Genomic DNA, 14,033 nt, shown 5'->3' with positions numbered 1-14,033 from the left:
ACGATCTGTGCTTCAGGTGATGCGGGCTGCTTTTGGCGGAACTATTGCATTTATTTGGGTCATGGAGGGTTCGAATTATCGCTTGTGGATGCATTGCTGGCGGGTTTGATCGCGGCTGGTGAAGCAGGCCGATAAACTCTGACAACGGAATCTACTCTGTCGTTCGCTAGCGTAACGCTCTCGTGTTCAACCAGGATGGTTCCAATATCTACATTTAGCAATCCTGCTAGGCGTGCGTCGGCTGGAATCTTCTGCTGTGTAGCGTGGTGGCTATTGGAGACGGGGTTGGTGCGGCGAACGGCAAAGCTCCCCCTGCCGTGCTCGGTGGCGACTAGTCCTTCTTCTCGTAGGACACCGATTGCCTGGCGGATTGTGCCGCGACTCGCCTGGAACTCTGCGGTCAGAGTCGCTTCAGGCGGTAAGAGAGTTCCAGGCCGAATGGCTTCGGTCTTGATGCGTTTTCGCAGCTCGTCGGCGATGGTGCGGTAGCGGGGTTGTCCGTAGTGCGGGGTGGGCACCTGTTCACCGTACCTGGCACTTGTTGTGCCAAGTGCCAAGCAAGCGACGTGTTTCGACGTCTAGACAACTCGTCCACTTGTAGATACGTTTCCTGGTGTGCGGCCGGGGTGACGGCTCGTGTCAGGGGTGGTCGCGGTGTCGGCCCTGGCCGCACCTATGCGCGGCGTCCTGTGGGACCGGTTGCGGTAGCCGCGTAGACAAGTTGGCTCGGCAATACCCGACCCGTCCGGCGTCGGACGGTGCGCCGTGCCTTCATCCGGGCCGGCGGTCGGCCACATCCAAGCTCGTGGTCGGCCGCCGGTTCCTCGTCTACCTGTGGAGGTGCGATGTCCGGCTCTCATCGTCGACGCGGTTGGTTGTCGTCCTGGTGGCCCCGCCGACGTACACCGATCCCGACCACCAGCAGCGACACGCCGTCGGCGTCGTCCGGCGGATCGTCCGGCCCTGCGCCCTGGTGGTCGGTCGACGTCACGCGGGAACTGCCCGTGCTGCGGTATGCGCCGTTGATGACGGTGGCTCAGGCGCACCGGGGCCACGGCGGGCGGTGGACACGATGACCCGCCCGAGCAAGCCGGCCCCGGTCACGAGTCACCCGGACTGGTGCACGCCGGAGCGGTGCGGCTATTTGGTGCCGCCGGTCATGGCGCACATGGCCCGTCGTCATCGCGGCCACATGCTCCGGGTCGGTGAAAAACGGGCGAGTGGCCTCGTCGTCACGTACCTCATCAGCGCCGAGACTCCCGGTGCTCCGCTGGTGTGCGTGCACGCGTCGTGTCGGGCGGGGAACGCCTGGGCGGAGTTGTCGCTGCCGGAAGCGGCCGAACTGGTGGAGCAGTTGCGCGGGTTGCTGGCGCAGACCGGCGGGCAGGGGGCCGGCGATGAGTGACGGCTTTCCGATGATGAACCGGCGGCTGCCGGCGTCGCCTCGGCCGGTGGTGTGTCCGCCGTGGTGTCGGGGTTGTGGGCCGAACGATCCGATGCACCGGGGGTACCTGGCCACGATCGGGCGGGAGGGGACCGGGTGGGTGAGTCTGCAACTACTCATCGACCGGTTCACCCGCCGCGACCCGGCGATCAAGCTCGACGCGACCCACTACGGCACCACGCAAACCGTGCTCCTGACGCTCACCCACGTCGACCGGCTCATCGAGGAACTGACCCACGCCCGACACGCCATGCAGGCACAGGCCGGGCGACACGGGCGGACGGGAGAGACACGGTGAACGCCAACAGCCGGCGGGGCGCTGGGGCGCGTGGTCCTGGTGGGCGTCGTGGGCAGCCCCCGCGAGCAGGGGCGGTGGTGGTGCCGGCGGTGCCGGAGCGGCCGGCTGGGGGGACCACCTGGCAGACGTTGGAACGTCTAGGGGGTACGGTGACCGGTGTGCATGGCCGGGACTGGCGCCCTCGCTACCTGCAACTCGCCGAAGAGTTGCGGGCGAAGATCATGAGCGGGGAGCTTGCCCCCGGCACGCTGATGCCCAGCGAAACCGAGCTGGCCGAGTCGTCCGGGCTGTCCCGCACGAGCGTCCGCAACGCCATCCGGCAGCTCCGCGAATGGGGCCTGGTCCGCGCGGAGCAGGGGCGCGGCACCTACGTGCGGGCACCCCGCCAGCGGGTACGCCGACGCAACACCGAGCGGTACCAGTGGGAGAAGGACCGGGTCCTGCTCGACGAGGACGAACGGTTGAAGACCGGCGCGACCGAGCACGACACCGGCCTGACCGTCGATGACCTCAAGTTCCACGCTGAGTACACCCGCGTGGACGCCGATGAGGAGATGGCGGCGGCCTTGCAGGTCGAGCCGGGTGCGCCGCTGCTGCGTCGGGTCTACTGGACGTCGTCGCGGCACGAGAACGCGCCGCTGACCGTGTCGTACTCCTACCTGCCCTACGACCTGGTCGCCGCGAACCCGGACCTGCTCGACGCCAGCAAGGAACCCTGGCCCGGCGGCACACAACACCAGCTCTACACCCTCGGCATCGAGCTGGACCGCATCGACGACGAGATCCGCGCCCGGCCACCGTCGCCGGATGAGGCCGAACTGTTGGACATCGACCCGGGCGTCTCCGTGCTCACCGTGCGCAAGACCTCCGTCGACACCACCGGCCGGGTGGTCGAGGTGGCTGACGTGGTGATGCCGGGGGACCGGACCGAGCTTGTCTACTCCCACAAACTCCAGCGGTGGAAAACTTGACGCAGCTCGTCTCGGTCATCACCCCGGTCCACGCGCCCAGCATCGAGTACCTGGCTGGCGCGTACGCATCGCTGGCCAAACAGGAGATGCCGCCGGGGTGGGACTGGCAATGGCTCGTCCAGGAAGACGGACAGACCGGAGCCTTGGCCGACGTCCTGCCCGACGACCCCCGGATCAGCCTCGGCACCGGGCGTCCCGGTGGGCCTGGTGTTGCCCGGACCCTTGCGTTGTCCCGTGTTGACGGTGACCTCATCAAGGTTCTTGACGCTGACGACCAGTTGACCCCCGGCGCGCTTGCTCGGGACATCGCCGCGTTCGACGCGCACCCGCAGATCGGGTGGACCACCTCGCGGGTACTCGACCTGCTTCCCGACGGATCGACCGCCGGATGGGACAAAGACCCGGCCGGCGGGGTCATCGAACGGGGCGCGGTCCTGGCGTTCTGGCAGGCCAACGACTATCGGGCATCCGTCCACCCGGCCACACTGTGCCTACGCCGGGATCTCGTCTTCGCTCTCGGCGGCTGGATGGCCCTACCCGCCTCCGAAGACACCGGCCTGCTCCTGGCCGCGAACGCCGTCAGCGCGGGCTACTTCACCCGCGAATACGGCCTGCTGTACCGCAAGTGGCCCGGCCAGGTCACCAGCCAAGCCGCACACCGCGAACCCGCCGAGTACCAAGCCCGCATGAAGATCATCGAGGCCAGAGCCAACGCCCTGACCTCGATGATCCCCAACGGCTTCGACGGCGAAGCTGAGGCATAGCCCTCGTGCCCCGGGCGTCCCTGGGCATCAGCCTCCTCCAACTCCGTCGCATAGATGTCTCGGCGATTCACGCTTTCAATGCGAATTGAATTCGCCTAACACCCGTCCTTGCCTCTCGCGGCGTAGTCCGTCGCAGCCACAATCCTTCTCGTCGTCCGCGCGTCTTGCGGGCCATCGCCAACTCCTCGGTACGATCATCCTGGCATTTCATCGACCGACCCTGGGCGGAAGTCGTCTTCACGCCCCTCAGGAGGCGAAAGTCGTCCCCCGGAGAAAGAAAGGTCGGTGGAATGCCAAAGAGGGATTGCCAGGTCTGCGGTTGTCGCAGTGTTGGCAGGCACCGGAAGTCCGACAGGGTGTGTCTTGGCAGCCTACTAGAGCTCATGGCTCTCCTCTTCAGGCTGCTGGTGCCGCTCGCGGTCGGGCTAGGTGCAGTCCTTAAGCAAGATGAGCCCGCCTAATAAGACGGGCTCACCCAGCGGGGTAGCCCTCGCCTCTCGCGACCACGGGCGGGCGGGGGCTTCCTCCATGCCGACCGAGTTCGGACGGCAGTCCGGTTGATGCCTTGCAGGGCTTGGCGATGGCTGCTCGCTAAACGTTGAGCGCACCTAACGTTCCTAACCTTACCTTCGGCTCTTGCTCCAAGTTACACACCGCCATAGTGGATGGACTGCCATACGCGCCGTTATGGCAGTTATTAATCGCTCACGTATGAGGTGTAGGTGTGTAGCTCGCCGTCATGTGTGACTCGCCCAGCCGGGTGGCAGGCAGTCGAGGCGCGGGCGGCCTGAGGGGCAACAGTAGACAGAGGTCAGTCAAGGTCACCTCCATCAAGCTCGGTCAGGCTAGTCCTGCTCATCAGCAGAGCCAGGCCGTCTAGAGCCTCGCCGACTTTCACGGTTTACTTGTTGACTTGTCTGCCAAGTGGGCTCTACCTTGGAGTCTCCACTTGGCAGACATGCCAACAACATGGAGGTTGAGCGATGGCTCTGCGTGGCGGTACGAGGTTCGCCGTGCGTTGTGAGGACGTCTTCCCGGCGGGGTGCGCCCTGGTCCCTGAGTCGCTGGGTGAGGTCGAGGACTACGACGAGAAGACCGGGCGGCGTAGCCCGGCGAAGGACAAGCTGACCGGTCAGCGGGTGTGGCAGGTGCGGGTGATGGACCTTGACCCGGAGCTTGGCAAGCGGTCCCGGGAGACGACGGTCAAGATCTCCGCCGACTACCAGCCGGTGCCGCCGACGGGTGCGCCGTTCGAGGCGGTGGAGTTCGAGGGCATGACGGTCACGCCGTACGTGACCAACAACAACCGGATGGCGTACTCGCTGCGGGCGACCGGGATGCGTGCCCCGGCGGGTGTGGCGAAGAAGGCGGCGGCGTAGCCGCTGAAGGTTGGGGGCGGGGCTGTCTGGTCTTGGCGGACGGCAGCCCCGCCCCCTTGGTGTCTCTTTCCCCTGCTCTGTCGAGAGAGGTAGTGACGTGTCCAAGCGTAGGCGTTCGGCTGCCCCGGCTTCGCCTCGGTGCGAGGTGTGTCAGTCCCGGTTCGACCCGGCCACCGGTGCCGACGGTCGGTGTGCCGGCTGTGTCGGGCAGCTCGTTCTTCCGTTTCCTCCGGTCCGGGATGCGTCGGGCCGGTTCGTGTCGCTGCGGGGTGCGCGATGATGCGCCGGCCGCGTGGCGGGGTGGTGATGGTGACCGCCGGGGATCTGATGGTGGTCCGGCCGAAGCGGTTCGTCCTGCCGATGTGGCTGGTCGTGCTCGGCCTGTTGCTGCGCTGGGCCGCCCGGTTCTGCTGGTGGTGCCTGCGTCACCCGGTCACCGTGGGCCTGGCCGTGGCCGCCGTCGTCCTCTACGTCGAGCACGGCTGGCCGGGCCTGGTGGTGCCGCTGGTGCTGGCGTCGGCGGTGTCGGCGTTGTGGCGGTGGCGTGATGAGGCGTCCTGGTGGCGGTGGTGCGCCGGGCCGCTGCTTGGCCGGTTCCGTCAGGTCTTCGTCTACCGGCGGGCCTGGGACGAGGCGATGACCCTGTGCGGCCTGGCCGCAACGTATGACCACCTGCCGGTCCTGCCGCAGTTGCTGCGGGTGCGCTCGGATCAGGCCCTGGACGTGCTGACCGTGCGCATGGTCCGGGGGCAGACCCCGGCCGACTTCCAACAGGTCACCGCGAACCTCGCGTACGCCTTCGGCCGGCGGCACGCCCGGGTCTACTCCGAGCGGCCCGACACCCCGCCGACCCGTACCGGCTACTGGGCGCTGCCGCTCGGCTGGGTCGACCGGCTGCGGTTCCGTGACCGGCCCACGCTGGTCTACCTGGTGCTCGTCCGCACGGATGCGCTGCGGCCGGTGGTGCCGCCGTTCGACACCCCGGCAGTCCCCGACTTCACGGCGCTCCCGTTGGCGCGGCGGGAGGACCTGGGCACATGGTCGCTGCACCTGCTCGCCACCCATGTGCTGATCGGTGGGGCTACCCGGTCCGGGAAGGGCTCGGTGCTGTGGTCGCTGGTGCGGTCGCTGGCCGGTGGCATCACGTCGGACCTGGTGCGGCTGTGGGTGATCGACCCCAAGGGCGGGATGGAGTTCGCCATGGGCCGGCCGCTGTTCGCCCGGTTCGCGTGCAAGTCGTTCGAGGCCATGGCCGATCTTCTCGACGAGGCCGTGACGGTGATGCGGGAGCGTCAGACCCGGCTCGCCGGCACGGTGCGGGTGCACACGCCGACCGAGGCTGACCCCTTGGTCGTGGTCGTCATCGACGAGATGGCCGCGCTGACGGCGTACCTGCAAGACGTCGACCTGCGTAAGCGCATCGCCGGCTCGTTGGGGTTGCTGCTGTCGCAGGGTGCCGGGGTCGGGGTGCTGGTGGTGGCGGCGTTGCAGGACCCGCGTAAGGAGGTGTTGCCGTTCCGGGACCTGTTCCCGACCCGCATCGCCCTCGGCCTCACCGAGGCCGCTCAGGTTGATCTCGTGTTGGGTGACGGTGCCCGCAACCGGGGCGCCCTCGCCGACCAGATGCCCCGATGGGCCAAAGGCGTCGGTTACGTGATCCTCGACGGCACCCCGGAACCAATGCGGGTCCGGTTCTCCTACGTCACCGACGACGACATCCGCGACCTGGCCCACCGGTACCCGGCCCCGGCCAACGCGGCGGACATCCTCGCCCAGGTCGGCCGGGAATCGACCCCGGAACCGGCCCGGCCGGCGCTGCCCCGGCCCCGACGCGGGCCACTGCTGCCCGACGCGCTACGCACCATCCTCGACGCCGACCAGGGCGAACCCCGATGACCGGCACCGACGGCCGGCGCTTCTACCGGCTGCGTACCCCCGAACCGGTCACCGCCGTGTCCGTCCGCGTCGACCCCGACCGACCCGACCCGTACCCCGTCTATCTGGCGGTCGGTGCGGGCCGGCGGCGGATGTCCCTGACCCCCGATGAGGCATGGGCGCTGTGGCGCTGCCTCTCCGAAGCCGTCGCCACCCTCGGCACCCCTCCCGACTACATCCGCACTGACATCCGACCGGCCCGGAGGTAACCGCCATGACCACCCTTGCCCGCGTCATCAACCGGCTCCGGCGTCCGCTGCGCATCCGGCTCGTCGGCCCCGCCGACCAGACCGCCGCCGCCCTGCACGGCCTCGCGCACATGGTCAACCGCCGCCCCGACATGGCCGACCGGCGCATCCGCATCGACCTCACCATCCGCGAGAAGCCGATGCAGGAGTGGCGATGACCGCACGCACCGAAACCGCCGTACGCCTGGTGATCCTGCTCGCCATCGGCACCATGGCCGGTGCTGCCGCCTTCACCCACGTCCACGACCTGTCCGTCGCCCACGGCCAACCTGACTGGATCGGCTGGGCCAACGCCGTAGCCGTCGAGCTGATGGCGATCTACCTCGGCCTGGAACTCCGCGCTCGTCGTCGTGCGGGTCGGCCCGTCGGCCTGGTCGGCTCGCTCCTGGTGGCGTTCGCCCTGCTGTCCCTCGCCGCCCAGGTCGCCGAAGCCGAACCCTCCGTCTGGGGCTGGACCGTGGCGGCCGTGCCGTCGCTGGCGTTCCTCGCCCTGGTCAAGGTCGTCCTGTCCAACGCCCCCGCCGTGCCGCCGGCTCCCGAACCGGACCAACCCCCGGGCGACTGGTACAAGGTGCCCGAGCAGACCACCACCGACCCGGCACCCGAGCGTCCGGCCGACCCCGTCCCGCCGGCTGTCCCGGCTCCGGCTGCCATCTCCGCCCCGGCGGCCGTGCTGCCACCGCGTGGTGTCGTCCCCTCGAACCGGCCGCACGTCGTCGGGATCATCCGATGACCGCCCCCACCCTGCCGGGCCCCGAACCCGCCGCCCCGACCCCGGTTGCTGTTCCTCGGCCGGGGTCGCGGGCGGCCCGCATGGCGCTACCTCGCTCAGTCGACGTCCTCAAGGAAATCGCCGCCGAGTACGGCGTCTGCGTGCGCCCCCTCGCCATGCGCCGCACCGACCTCGACACCGGCCTGACCGAAGTCATCGACCTGCCCTGTGGTGCCACCCGGGAAGACAAGTGCGCCCCGTGCGCCAAGAAGAACCGCCGGCTGCGGCAGGCCCAAATCCGGGAGGGCTGGCACCGCGATGACGAGCCGTTGCCGCCGCCGGAACCGGCGACCGAGGAACAGAAGGCGCTGATCCTGCTGCGCGGGCATCTGGAGTTCTCCCGTGACGAGGCGTCCCGGGCGTGCCAGTGGTACCAGGTTGAAGACCTCGACGAGGCTATCCGGGAGGTGGAAGAGGCGATTGCGGCCGAAGGGCTCCGGGGACGGGTCGCCCCGCCGCACGTGACCGGCGACGACGACCAGGGCGACGACGACACCGGCCCGCGTCGGAAGCGGTCGACCCGGCGGCGGCAGGATGCTCCCGAGATGCCCCGCCGGAAGGTTGAGCGGCGCACGGTCGGCAGGACGTACACCGCTGCGGACGGCACCACCTACCGGCCGTCGATGTGGCTGACCCTCACCCTCGACTCCTACGGTCCGGTCCGCCCCGACGGCACCCCGGTCAACCCCGACCGGTACGACTACCGCCGCGCAGCCTGGGACGCCGTGCACTTCCCCCGCCTGCTCGATCGGTTCTGGCAGAACCTGCGGCGGTGTGAGGGCTGGAACGTCCAGTACGCCGGCTGCGTCGAGCCGCAACGCCGCTTGGCTCCACACGGGCACTTCGCCATCCGGGGCACCATCCCCCGCGACACCTTGCGCACCGTTGCCGCCGCGACCTATCACCAGGTGTGGTGGCCGGCGGTCGACGTCCAGCAGTACACCGCCGACCGGCCTCCGGTATGGGACGAGCAGGCGGCGGCGTGGGTTGACCCGGTCACCCGGTGCCCGTTGACCACCTGGACGGAAGCCCTCGACGCCATCGACGACGACCCGCACGCGGAACCGGTGCACGTCGTGCGCTTCGGTACCCAGGTCGACGCTCGGGGCGTCATGCCCGGCACCACCGACGCGGAACGGACCATCCGGTACGTCACGAAGTACATCACCAAGCACACCGGCGACGTGCACAAGGCGACCACCGACCGGCAACGCAAACACCTGGACCGGCTGTGGCGGGAACTGCGCGTGACGCCCTGCACCGACCGGTGCGCGAACTGGCTGCTCTATGGCGTCCAACCGAAGAAGGCGAACGCGAAGCTCAAGCCGGGCCGCTGCAAGGGGAAGGTTCACCAGCGGGACACCCTCGGCATCGGCGGCCGGCGCATCCTCATCTCCCGCGACTGGTCCGGCAAGACGCTCAGCGACCACAAGCACGATGTCCGGGCCTGGGTGCGATCGCTGCTCGGTGTCACGGTCGGCTTGGACGGGCTCGACGACCAGGGCGCCACCGTCGAACCGGTCCGGCACGCCTGGGAACTCGCCCGGCCCGATGACCCCGACGTGCCGGCCATGGCTCATCGGCTGCTGCGGTCGATCAGCGAGCGTGCCCGCTGGCGCTCCGAACTGCTCGCCGCCAAGGACCGCGCCGCGCAACTCCCCGACGACGGATCAGCAACGGGAACGGGCGACACAACGGGGGAGGAGCTATGACGGTGGTGAACGATGGGCTCTGGACGGTGCGGGAGGTGGCGGCCTACCTGCGGGTGCCGCAGGAAACGCTGTACCGCTGGCGCAAGGTTAAGTACGGTCCGCCGGCGGCCCGGGTCGGTCGACACCTGCGGTACGAACCGGAATCGGTCCGGGCCTGGGTACGCGCGCAGGCGGCGGCCTGATGGGGCACGTGGAAGATCGCTGGTACAAGGTGATCCGGCACCCTGGCGGCCGGAAGGAACGGATCAAGTCGGATCTGTTCGGCAAGGGGATGCGCTACCGGGTGCGGTACATCGGCCCGGACGGTCGGGAACGCAGCCAGTCCTTCCCCGACCGGGCCAAGCGCGATGCTGACGCCTTCCTCGTCTCCACCGAGACGGACAAGCTCCGGGGCTCCTACGTCGACCCGTCCGCCGGCCGGATCACCTTCGCTGAGTACGCCGAGAACTGGTTGCGGACCCGTGCCTTCGACGAGTCGACCCGGGAGAGCACCGAGTTCCGGGTACGCAAGCACCTGGTGCCCTTCTTCGGCTCTCGGCAACTGGCCGCGATCAAGCCGGGCCATGTCCGGGAGTGGGACGCCGGGATGGTCGGCAAGCTGGCTCCAGCGACCCGGGCCGTGGTGTTCGCCCACCTGCGGACCATCCTCGGCGCGGCTGTCGATGACGAGCGGATCGCCAAGAACCCATGTTCGGCTGCGTCGGTCAAACCGCCTCGACCGGTGCAACGTCGCGTCGTTCCCTGGCGGGCCGACGAGGTTTCGGCAATCCGCGGTGGCCTCGCTGAGCGTTACCGCCCGATGGTCGACCTGGGGGCTGGCTGCGGGATGCGGCAGGGCGAGATCTTCGGCCTGGGCGTTGATGACGTCGATCTCGTCTCGGGCTGGGTGCACATCGTCCGTCAGGTCAAGGTGGTTCGCTCCCGGCTGGTCTTCGGCCTGCCCAAGAACGACCGGGACCGCCGGGTGCCGCTGCCGGACTCGGTAGCCCAGTCACTCAAGGCCCATGCCCAGAAGTACGACCCGCTTTCGATCACCCTGCCGTGGGAGGACCCGTTCAGCGACGAGCGGGTGACGGTGCCGCTGATCTTCACCACCACGCGCCGGGGTGCGATCAAGCGGGCCACCTTCGACGGCAAGAGTTGGCGACCAGCGGTGGAAGCGGCCGGCATCGTCCCGACCCGGGCGACCGGGATGCATGCGCTTCGCCACTTCTACGCCTCGGCGCTGCTCGACGCAGGGGAGAGCATCAAGGCCCTTGCCTCGTACCTGGGGCACTCCGACCCCGGCTTCACGCTCCGCGTCTACACCCACCTGATGCCCGCCAGCGAGGAACGCACCCGCAATGTGATCGACGATCTCTTCATGGTGAAGTAAACAGCCTCTTCGTTTTTTGTCAATTTCGCGACAGGAGGAATGTGGTCACAAGGTGCTGAACTGCAGCCTTTGGGTGTACGAGGCGACACTGCTTGCCTGTCTATGGCCGCTTTGATCGTTTACAGTGGGTAACGTGGCCGGATCTCTGACTATCGGTGTGCAGCCAGTCCACATCTATCAACGCAGGTTCGACTCGCAAGACCTGGCTGTTGCCCTCCGCAACTCTCACCTCTACTTAATATCGCGACGCCCTCGGGTTCGCCTGGATGGCGAAACCGCCACCTGGAATCGCTCTGGTGTCAAAGTGGTGGCGTTCGGTCGCCATGAGGGTAGGGAATCGGTTTGGAGTGAGGAGATCCATCTTTATCCGCCCGAGGGTGGCTCTATCGAGGATTTCCGCGTCCATGCCGATGGCAGTTATTTCTCGCTTCGGGTTGCAGGGCGAGCGATACACGGAGACGCGTGGGCTCTTGCTAGCTTCCACTCGAACGCGGCGGAACATATTGCGGGGCAAGAGGTCGTGTACGCTGGGAAGGCGTACGGCCGCGATGGCTCTAGCAATGCTTGGGAGCGGACGCAGAAGCACGTCAAGCTGCAAAGAATATACGAGGATCACCTGGCTGACGGATGGGATGTTTTCCTTTCCCCGCTAGAGGTTGAGTATATGAAAATGGGATCGGATGATCATATCGATGATTCCGATGATGGTCCAGATTTGATGGGCGGCTATTATGGTGTCTACATGGATCTTCCTAATAGGATTCTCGCTCCCACTATCGATCTCGCGGAGCACGGTCTGATCTCATACTTCGTCCCGCACTACAATGAGAATTTGCTTGAGTGGTGTGCGGCGGAGCCCACCAAAGATATGCGGTTGATGCGTTCAGGCGGATTCAGGCTGTTGCAAATCCATTTCAATGGCTGGAATGGCCTCTCGCGGTTCTATTCGCGGCAAGAGCCCGCGAGGGTTCGAAGTCATCTCATATCACATGACCTTCCTCCTCGGCCAGATAAGACAATTCGTCGAGGAATAGGTGTTAAGGACCTTACAAGCTGGAGGGCGAAAGCTAGCCTGGTGCCGCATGGTCATAATATATTTGCGCAACATGCGGAGCAGGCCGGCGTCATCCTGCGGGCCTTCGGTGATGCCGCACCGGAAGTGCGTCGTCCACCCGAAGTTGTCTTCTGATTTGACTTAACGCTGGGTGGCTTCCTCTCCTTCGGTGTTCCCGTGTGTTCCTCGTTCCCCGCAAAGAAAGGTGTCGGGACGGCCTGATGACGGCCTGCGGCGTCTGTAGCTAGATTCCGCCCCTGATCAGAGGTTTGCAGTGGTCTTAATCCGGCGTACAGGTCGACTCGTCCGTCGCCCACCAGCTCAGAGCCGTGATCAAGGCTCTGAGCTGGTGCTATGTTCGGGCGTCGATGGTCGTCGTTGGTCAACTTTGGCCGGCGTTTGAAACCCCCCCCATGACGCCCTGAGCGAGCGCTCAGCGGACTCGGTCTGGCCTACGCCCTGCCTTGTGGCGCCGACTACTGGCCGAAGGTGTATCGCAGGTCGGCGTTGATCAGTTGGTTGAGCCGCTTGCGCAGGTGGCCGAGGAGCGAGGCGTCGGGCAATGGTTCGGTGACCAGCAGACGCCAGCGCACCAGGCTGCCAGACCGGCCATCGGAGGCCAGCTCGAACCGCACCTGGGCGTCCGGCCGGCGGGGCCAGAGGGACGACCAGACGACTAGGTCCGGGTAAGCGGCCTCCAGCACCCGGGGCGGCTGCTCGTCGTCGAGCAGCAGGAGCCAGGGGCGGGTGGGGTCCCGCGGGTGGGTGAGCGCCTCGAACACGATCGCGGGCGGCGGCGGTTGCGCACGTTCGCGGTTACCCACCTCATGCCGGGCCAGCTCGGTCACGACGGCTGTCTCCCTGTCCCGATGTCTGCGCCATCATTGGACCACGCAATCCCTGGGCGGGCGCTGAGGACAGGCGCCGGGGCACGCGTCTGGTCGCGATGGTCAAGATTGACGGGGAGCGGGAGCGCAAGCCCTAGACCGTGTTGGTCTTGAGTCAGCGGCTTCCTGGTGCGGCGATCAGGGTCGACGGCCACAGCCTTGAGTTCTGCCTACGCCAAATGGTCGCCGCGCTTCATGAGCACTTCCCGGACGAACTCGCGTTGGCCTGAGCTCTGCCGACGTGGGGGCGGTGGCCCGGTGGCTGTCGGCGGCTTGCCGCAGGCGCTACGCCACTCCTACGCCCCGGTGCCGTGCAGTGACCGGTGAAGCGGTAGTTGATCTGCCAGCGCAGCCAGCGGCCCCGGGCGAGGCGTACGGCCGGCGGGCGACGGTGTCGGCGGGGCATGCCCCGGGCCGACGGGATCACCTCGACGCGGATGTGGTCCCCGTCGTGACGGAGCTGGACGGCATCGCGGGCTGGCACGCCGTCGTGCAGGCGGGCATGCGGTTGAAACCCGTCCCGCTCGTGCATGGTGACTTCATGGCCACGATGTCCACCCGATCGATCCTGCCTGCTCCCTGGTCGCCGGACAATCCGATACCGCTCCCGTGGGCGTGCAGGTAGCGACGCATGGGCTCGCTGGTCGCGAGGTTGCCGACGGTGTGACAAGTCTGAGCCGTATTCGGACTCGGCTCAGACTTGTCACACCGGTGCCCCGCCCATCCTTAAATGCGATTCCGGGACAGCCGTCGGAGAATGGTCAGCTGCGTGCCTCCAGCCAGCGGTAGCTCAGGATGACACCGATGGCGGGGCATTCCCTGCGGGAGATGCGGGTCGCCGACGTTCCCGTGTTCTTCCATTCCCCGTAGTAGTCCTGGCCGTTCGAGCAGTGGATGCCCACCCGATGTGTTCCGGTGCCCGACGTGCACTTCGTCGTGCCACCGATCCCCACGCCGTCCTCGTAGATGGTCGCGACCTCGCAGTTGCTCGGGAACGCGTGTGCCGGCGTTGCTCCCACCAGCCCGGCCGCACCGACCATGACGACCACCGCGACCCGGCCGAGTTGACGGCGGACGCCATGAGTCACCAAACTCTTCATTTGCTTTCTCCTCGCCTGCGGGAAAGGACTCGGCGGACGCCGAGGTTCCACATTGAGGATCCCCGTGTATCGTCGTACGACTGCCTGTGACCTT

17 protein-coding genes are annotated in these 14,033 nt (G+C 67.3%); 13 read left to right on the top strand and 4 right to left on the bottom strand.

Annotation, left to right across the window (positions count from 1 at the left end; translation table 11 throughout):
- Nucleotides 1-59: 59 nt before the first annotated feature.
- Nucleotides 60-518 (bottom strand): GntR family transcriptional regulator, encoded by a 459-nt coding sequence (locus ACN261_RS01095; RefSeq protein ID WP_425847900.1) that lies wholly within the window; start codon nucleotides 516-518, stop codon nucleotides 60-62.
- 338 nt (nucleotides 519-856) lie between these two features.
- Nucleotides 857-991 carry a hypothetical protein gene (locus ACN261_RS01090; protein WP_425847898.1) on the bottom strand — a complete coding sequence of 45 codons (135 nt, stop codon included), beginning with the start codon at nucleotides 989-991 and terminating at the stop codon, nucleotides 857-859.
- An 81-nt stretch (nucleotides 992-1,072) separates the two neighbouring features.
- Here ACN261_RS01090 and ACN261_RS01085 point away from each other — a divergent pair, with 81 nt between their 5' ends.
- The 13 genes from ACN261_RS01085 to ACN261_RS01025 all read left to right on the top strand — a co-directional run bounded on the left by ACN261_RS01085 (nucleotide 1,073) and on the right by ACN261_RS01025 (nucleotide 12,087).
- Complete coding sequence (locus ACN261_RS01085; protein WP_425847896.1) at nucleotides 1,073-1,405, top strand: hypothetical protein; 333 nt, start codon at nucleotides 1,073-1,075, stop codon at nucleotides 1,403-1,405.
- Between the two features lie 139 nt (nucleotides 1,406-1,544).
- On the top strand, nucleotides 1,545-1,742 hold the full coding sequence (locus ACN261_RS01080) for a precorrin-4 C11-methyltransferase (RefSeq protein ID WP_231932552.1): 198 nt from the start codon (nucleotides 1,545-1,547) through the stop codon (nucleotides 1,740-1,742).
- A 149-nt stretch (nucleotides 1,743-1,891) separates the two neighbouring features.
- The gene (locus tag ACN261_RS01075) at nucleotides 1,892-2,713 is read left to right on the top strand and encodes a GntR family transcriptional regulator (protein WP_281895306.1); all 822 of its coding nucleotides are present in this window, start codon (nucleotides 1,892-1,894) and stop codon (nucleotides 2,711-2,713) included.
- Entirely contained in the window at nucleotides 2,701-3,477 is a 777-nt protein-coding gene (locus ACN261_RS01070) for a glycosyltransferase family 2 protein (RefSeq protein WP_425847893.1), read from the top strand. Before ACN261_RS01075 ends, ACN261_RS01070 begins: the two co-directional genes overlap by 13 nt.
- 983 nt (nucleotides 3,478-4,460) lie before the next feature.
- The gene (locus ACN261_RS01065; protein ID WP_104113758.1) at nucleotides 4,461-4,856 is read left to right on the top strand and encodes a transcriptional regulator; all 396 of its coding nucleotides are present in this window, start codon (nucleotides 4,461-4,463) and stop codon (nucleotides 4,854-4,856) included.
- Between the two features lie 306 nt (nucleotides 4,857-5,162).
- Nucleotides 5,163-6,752 carry an FtsK/SpoIIIE domain-containing protein gene (locus ACN261_RS01060; protein WP_425853545.1) on the top strand — a complete coding sequence of 530 codons (1,590 nt, stop codon included), beginning with the start codon at nucleotides 5,163-5,165 and terminating at the stop codon, nucleotides 6,750-6,752.
- Nucleotides 6,749-7,000 (top strand): hypothetical protein, encoded by a 252-nt coding sequence (locus tag ACN261_RS01055; RefSeq protein ID WP_208565251.1) that lies wholly within the window; start codon nucleotides 6,749-6,751, stop codon nucleotides 6,998-7,000. The genes ACN261_RS01060 and ACN261_RS01055 overlap by 4 nt, the downstream gene beginning before the upstream one ends.
- Nucleotides 7,001-7,005: 5 nt before the next feature.
- Complete coding sequence (locus ACN261_RS01050; protein ID WP_145921118.1) at nucleotides 7,006-7,197, top strand: hypothetical protein; 192 nt, start codon at nucleotides 7,006-7,008, stop codon at nucleotides 7,195-7,197.
- Nucleotides 7,194-7,772 (top strand): DUF2637 domain-containing protein, encoded by a 579-nt coding sequence (locus ACN261_RS01045; RefSeq protein WP_425847888.1) that lies wholly within the window; start codon nucleotides 7,194-7,196, stop codon nucleotides 7,770-7,772. The genes ACN261_RS01050 and ACN261_RS01045 overlap by 4 nt, the downstream gene beginning before the upstream one ends.
- Nucleotides 7,769-9,523 carry a replication initiator gene (locus tag ACN261_RS01040; protein WP_425847885.1) on the top strand — a complete coding sequence of 585 codons (1,755 nt, stop codon included), beginning with the start codon at nucleotides 7,769-7,771 and terminating at the stop codon, nucleotides 9,521-9,523. The genes ACN261_RS01045 and ACN261_RS01040 overlap by 4 nt, the downstream gene beginning before the upstream one ends.
- A complete protein-coding gene (locus tag ACN261_RS01035) occupies nucleotides 9,520-9,705 on the top strand; it encodes a helix-turn-helix transcriptional regulator (protein ID WP_364310734.1) in 186 nt (61 codons plus the stop codon). The genes ACN261_RS01040 and ACN261_RS01035 overlap by 4 nt, the downstream gene beginning before the upstream one ends.
- Nucleotides 9,705-10,898 carry a tyrosine-type recombinase/integrase gene (locus tag ACN261_RS01030; RefSeq protein ID WP_425847882.1) on the top strand — a complete coding sequence of 398 codons (1,194 nt, stop codon included), beginning with the start codon at nucleotides 9,705-9,707 and terminating at the stop codon, nucleotides 10,896-10,898. The genes ACN261_RS01035 and ACN261_RS01030 overlap by 1 nt, the downstream gene beginning before the upstream one ends.
- 133 nt (nucleotides 10,899-11,031) lie before the next feature.
- Nucleotides 11,032-12,087: a hypothetical protein gene (locus ACN261_RS01025; protein ID WP_425847880.1), complete on the top strand. Its 1,056-nt coding sequence runs from the start codon at nucleotides 11,032-11,034 to the stop codon at nucleotides 12,085-12,087.
- Nucleotides 12,088-12,428: 341 nt separating this feature from the next.
- Here the strand turns inward: ACN261_RS01025 and ACN261_RS01020 are convergent, their stop codons facing one another.
- Both ACN261_RS01020 and ACN261_RS01015 read right to left on the bottom strand, forming a co-directional pair.
- Complete coding sequence (locus tag ACN261_RS01020; protein ID WP_421483573.1) at nucleotides 12,429-12,800, bottom strand: hypothetical protein; 372 nt, start codon at nucleotides 12,798-12,800, stop codon at nucleotides 12,429-12,431.
- 800 nt (nucleotides 12,801-13,600) lie between these two features.
- A complete protein-coding gene (locus ACN261_RS01015) occupies nucleotides 13,601-13,939 on the bottom strand; it encodes a hypothetical protein (protein WP_425847878.1) in 339 nt (112 codons plus the stop codon).
- Nucleotides 13,940-14,033: the final 94 nt, after the last annotated feature.

This window comes from Micromonospora sp. WMMD723 (assembly GCF_049863385.1).
Classification (GTDB): domain Bacteria; phylum Actinomycetota; class Actinomycetes; order Mycobacteriales; family Micromonosporaceae; genus Micromonospora; species Micromonospora wenchangensis.
This window is presented reverse-complemented; position numbering and strand designations above follow the sequence as displayed.

Coding starts and splice junctions, on each gene's coding strand:
- ACN261_RS01035 (WP_364310734.1), top strand. CDS start 9,520: ATGACGGTGGTGAACGATGGGCTCTGGACGGTGCGGGAGGTGGCGGCC.
- ACN261_RS01085 (WP_425847896.1), top strand. CDS start 1,073: ATGACCCGCCCGAGCAAGCCGGCCCCGGTCACGAGTCACCCGGACTGG.
- ACN261_RS01065 (WP_104113758.1), top strand. CDS start 4,461: ATGGCTCTGCGTGGCGGTACGAGGTTCGCCGTGCGTTGTGAGGACGTC.
- ACN261_RS01060 (WP_425853545.1), top strand. CDS start 5,163: ATGGTGACCGCCGGGGATCTGATGGTGGTCCGGCCGAAGCGGTTCGTC.
- ACN261_RS01055 (WP_208565251.1), top strand. CDS start 6,749: ATGACCGGCACCGACGGCCGGCGCTTCTACCGGCTGCGTACCCCCGAA.
- ACN261_RS01045 (WP_425847888.1), top strand. CDS start 7,194: ATGACCGCACGCACCGAAACCGCCGTACGCCTGGTGATCCTGCTCGCC.
- ACN261_RS01040 (WP_425847885.1), top strand. CDS start 7,769: ATGACCGCCCCCACCCTGCCGGGCCCCGAACCCGCCGCCCCGACCCCG.
- ACN261_RS01050 (WP_145921118.1), top strand. CDS start 7,006: ATGACCACCCTTGCCCGCGTCATCAACCGGCTCCGGCGTCCGCTGCGC.
- ACN261_RS01030 (WP_425847882.1), top strand. CDS start 9,705: ATGGGGCACGTGGAAGATCGCTGGTACAAGGTGATCCGGCACCCTGGC.
- ACN261_RS01015 (WP_425847878.1), bottom strand. CDS start 13,939: ATGAAGAGTTTGGTGACTCATGGCGTCCGCCGTCAACTCGGCCGGGTC.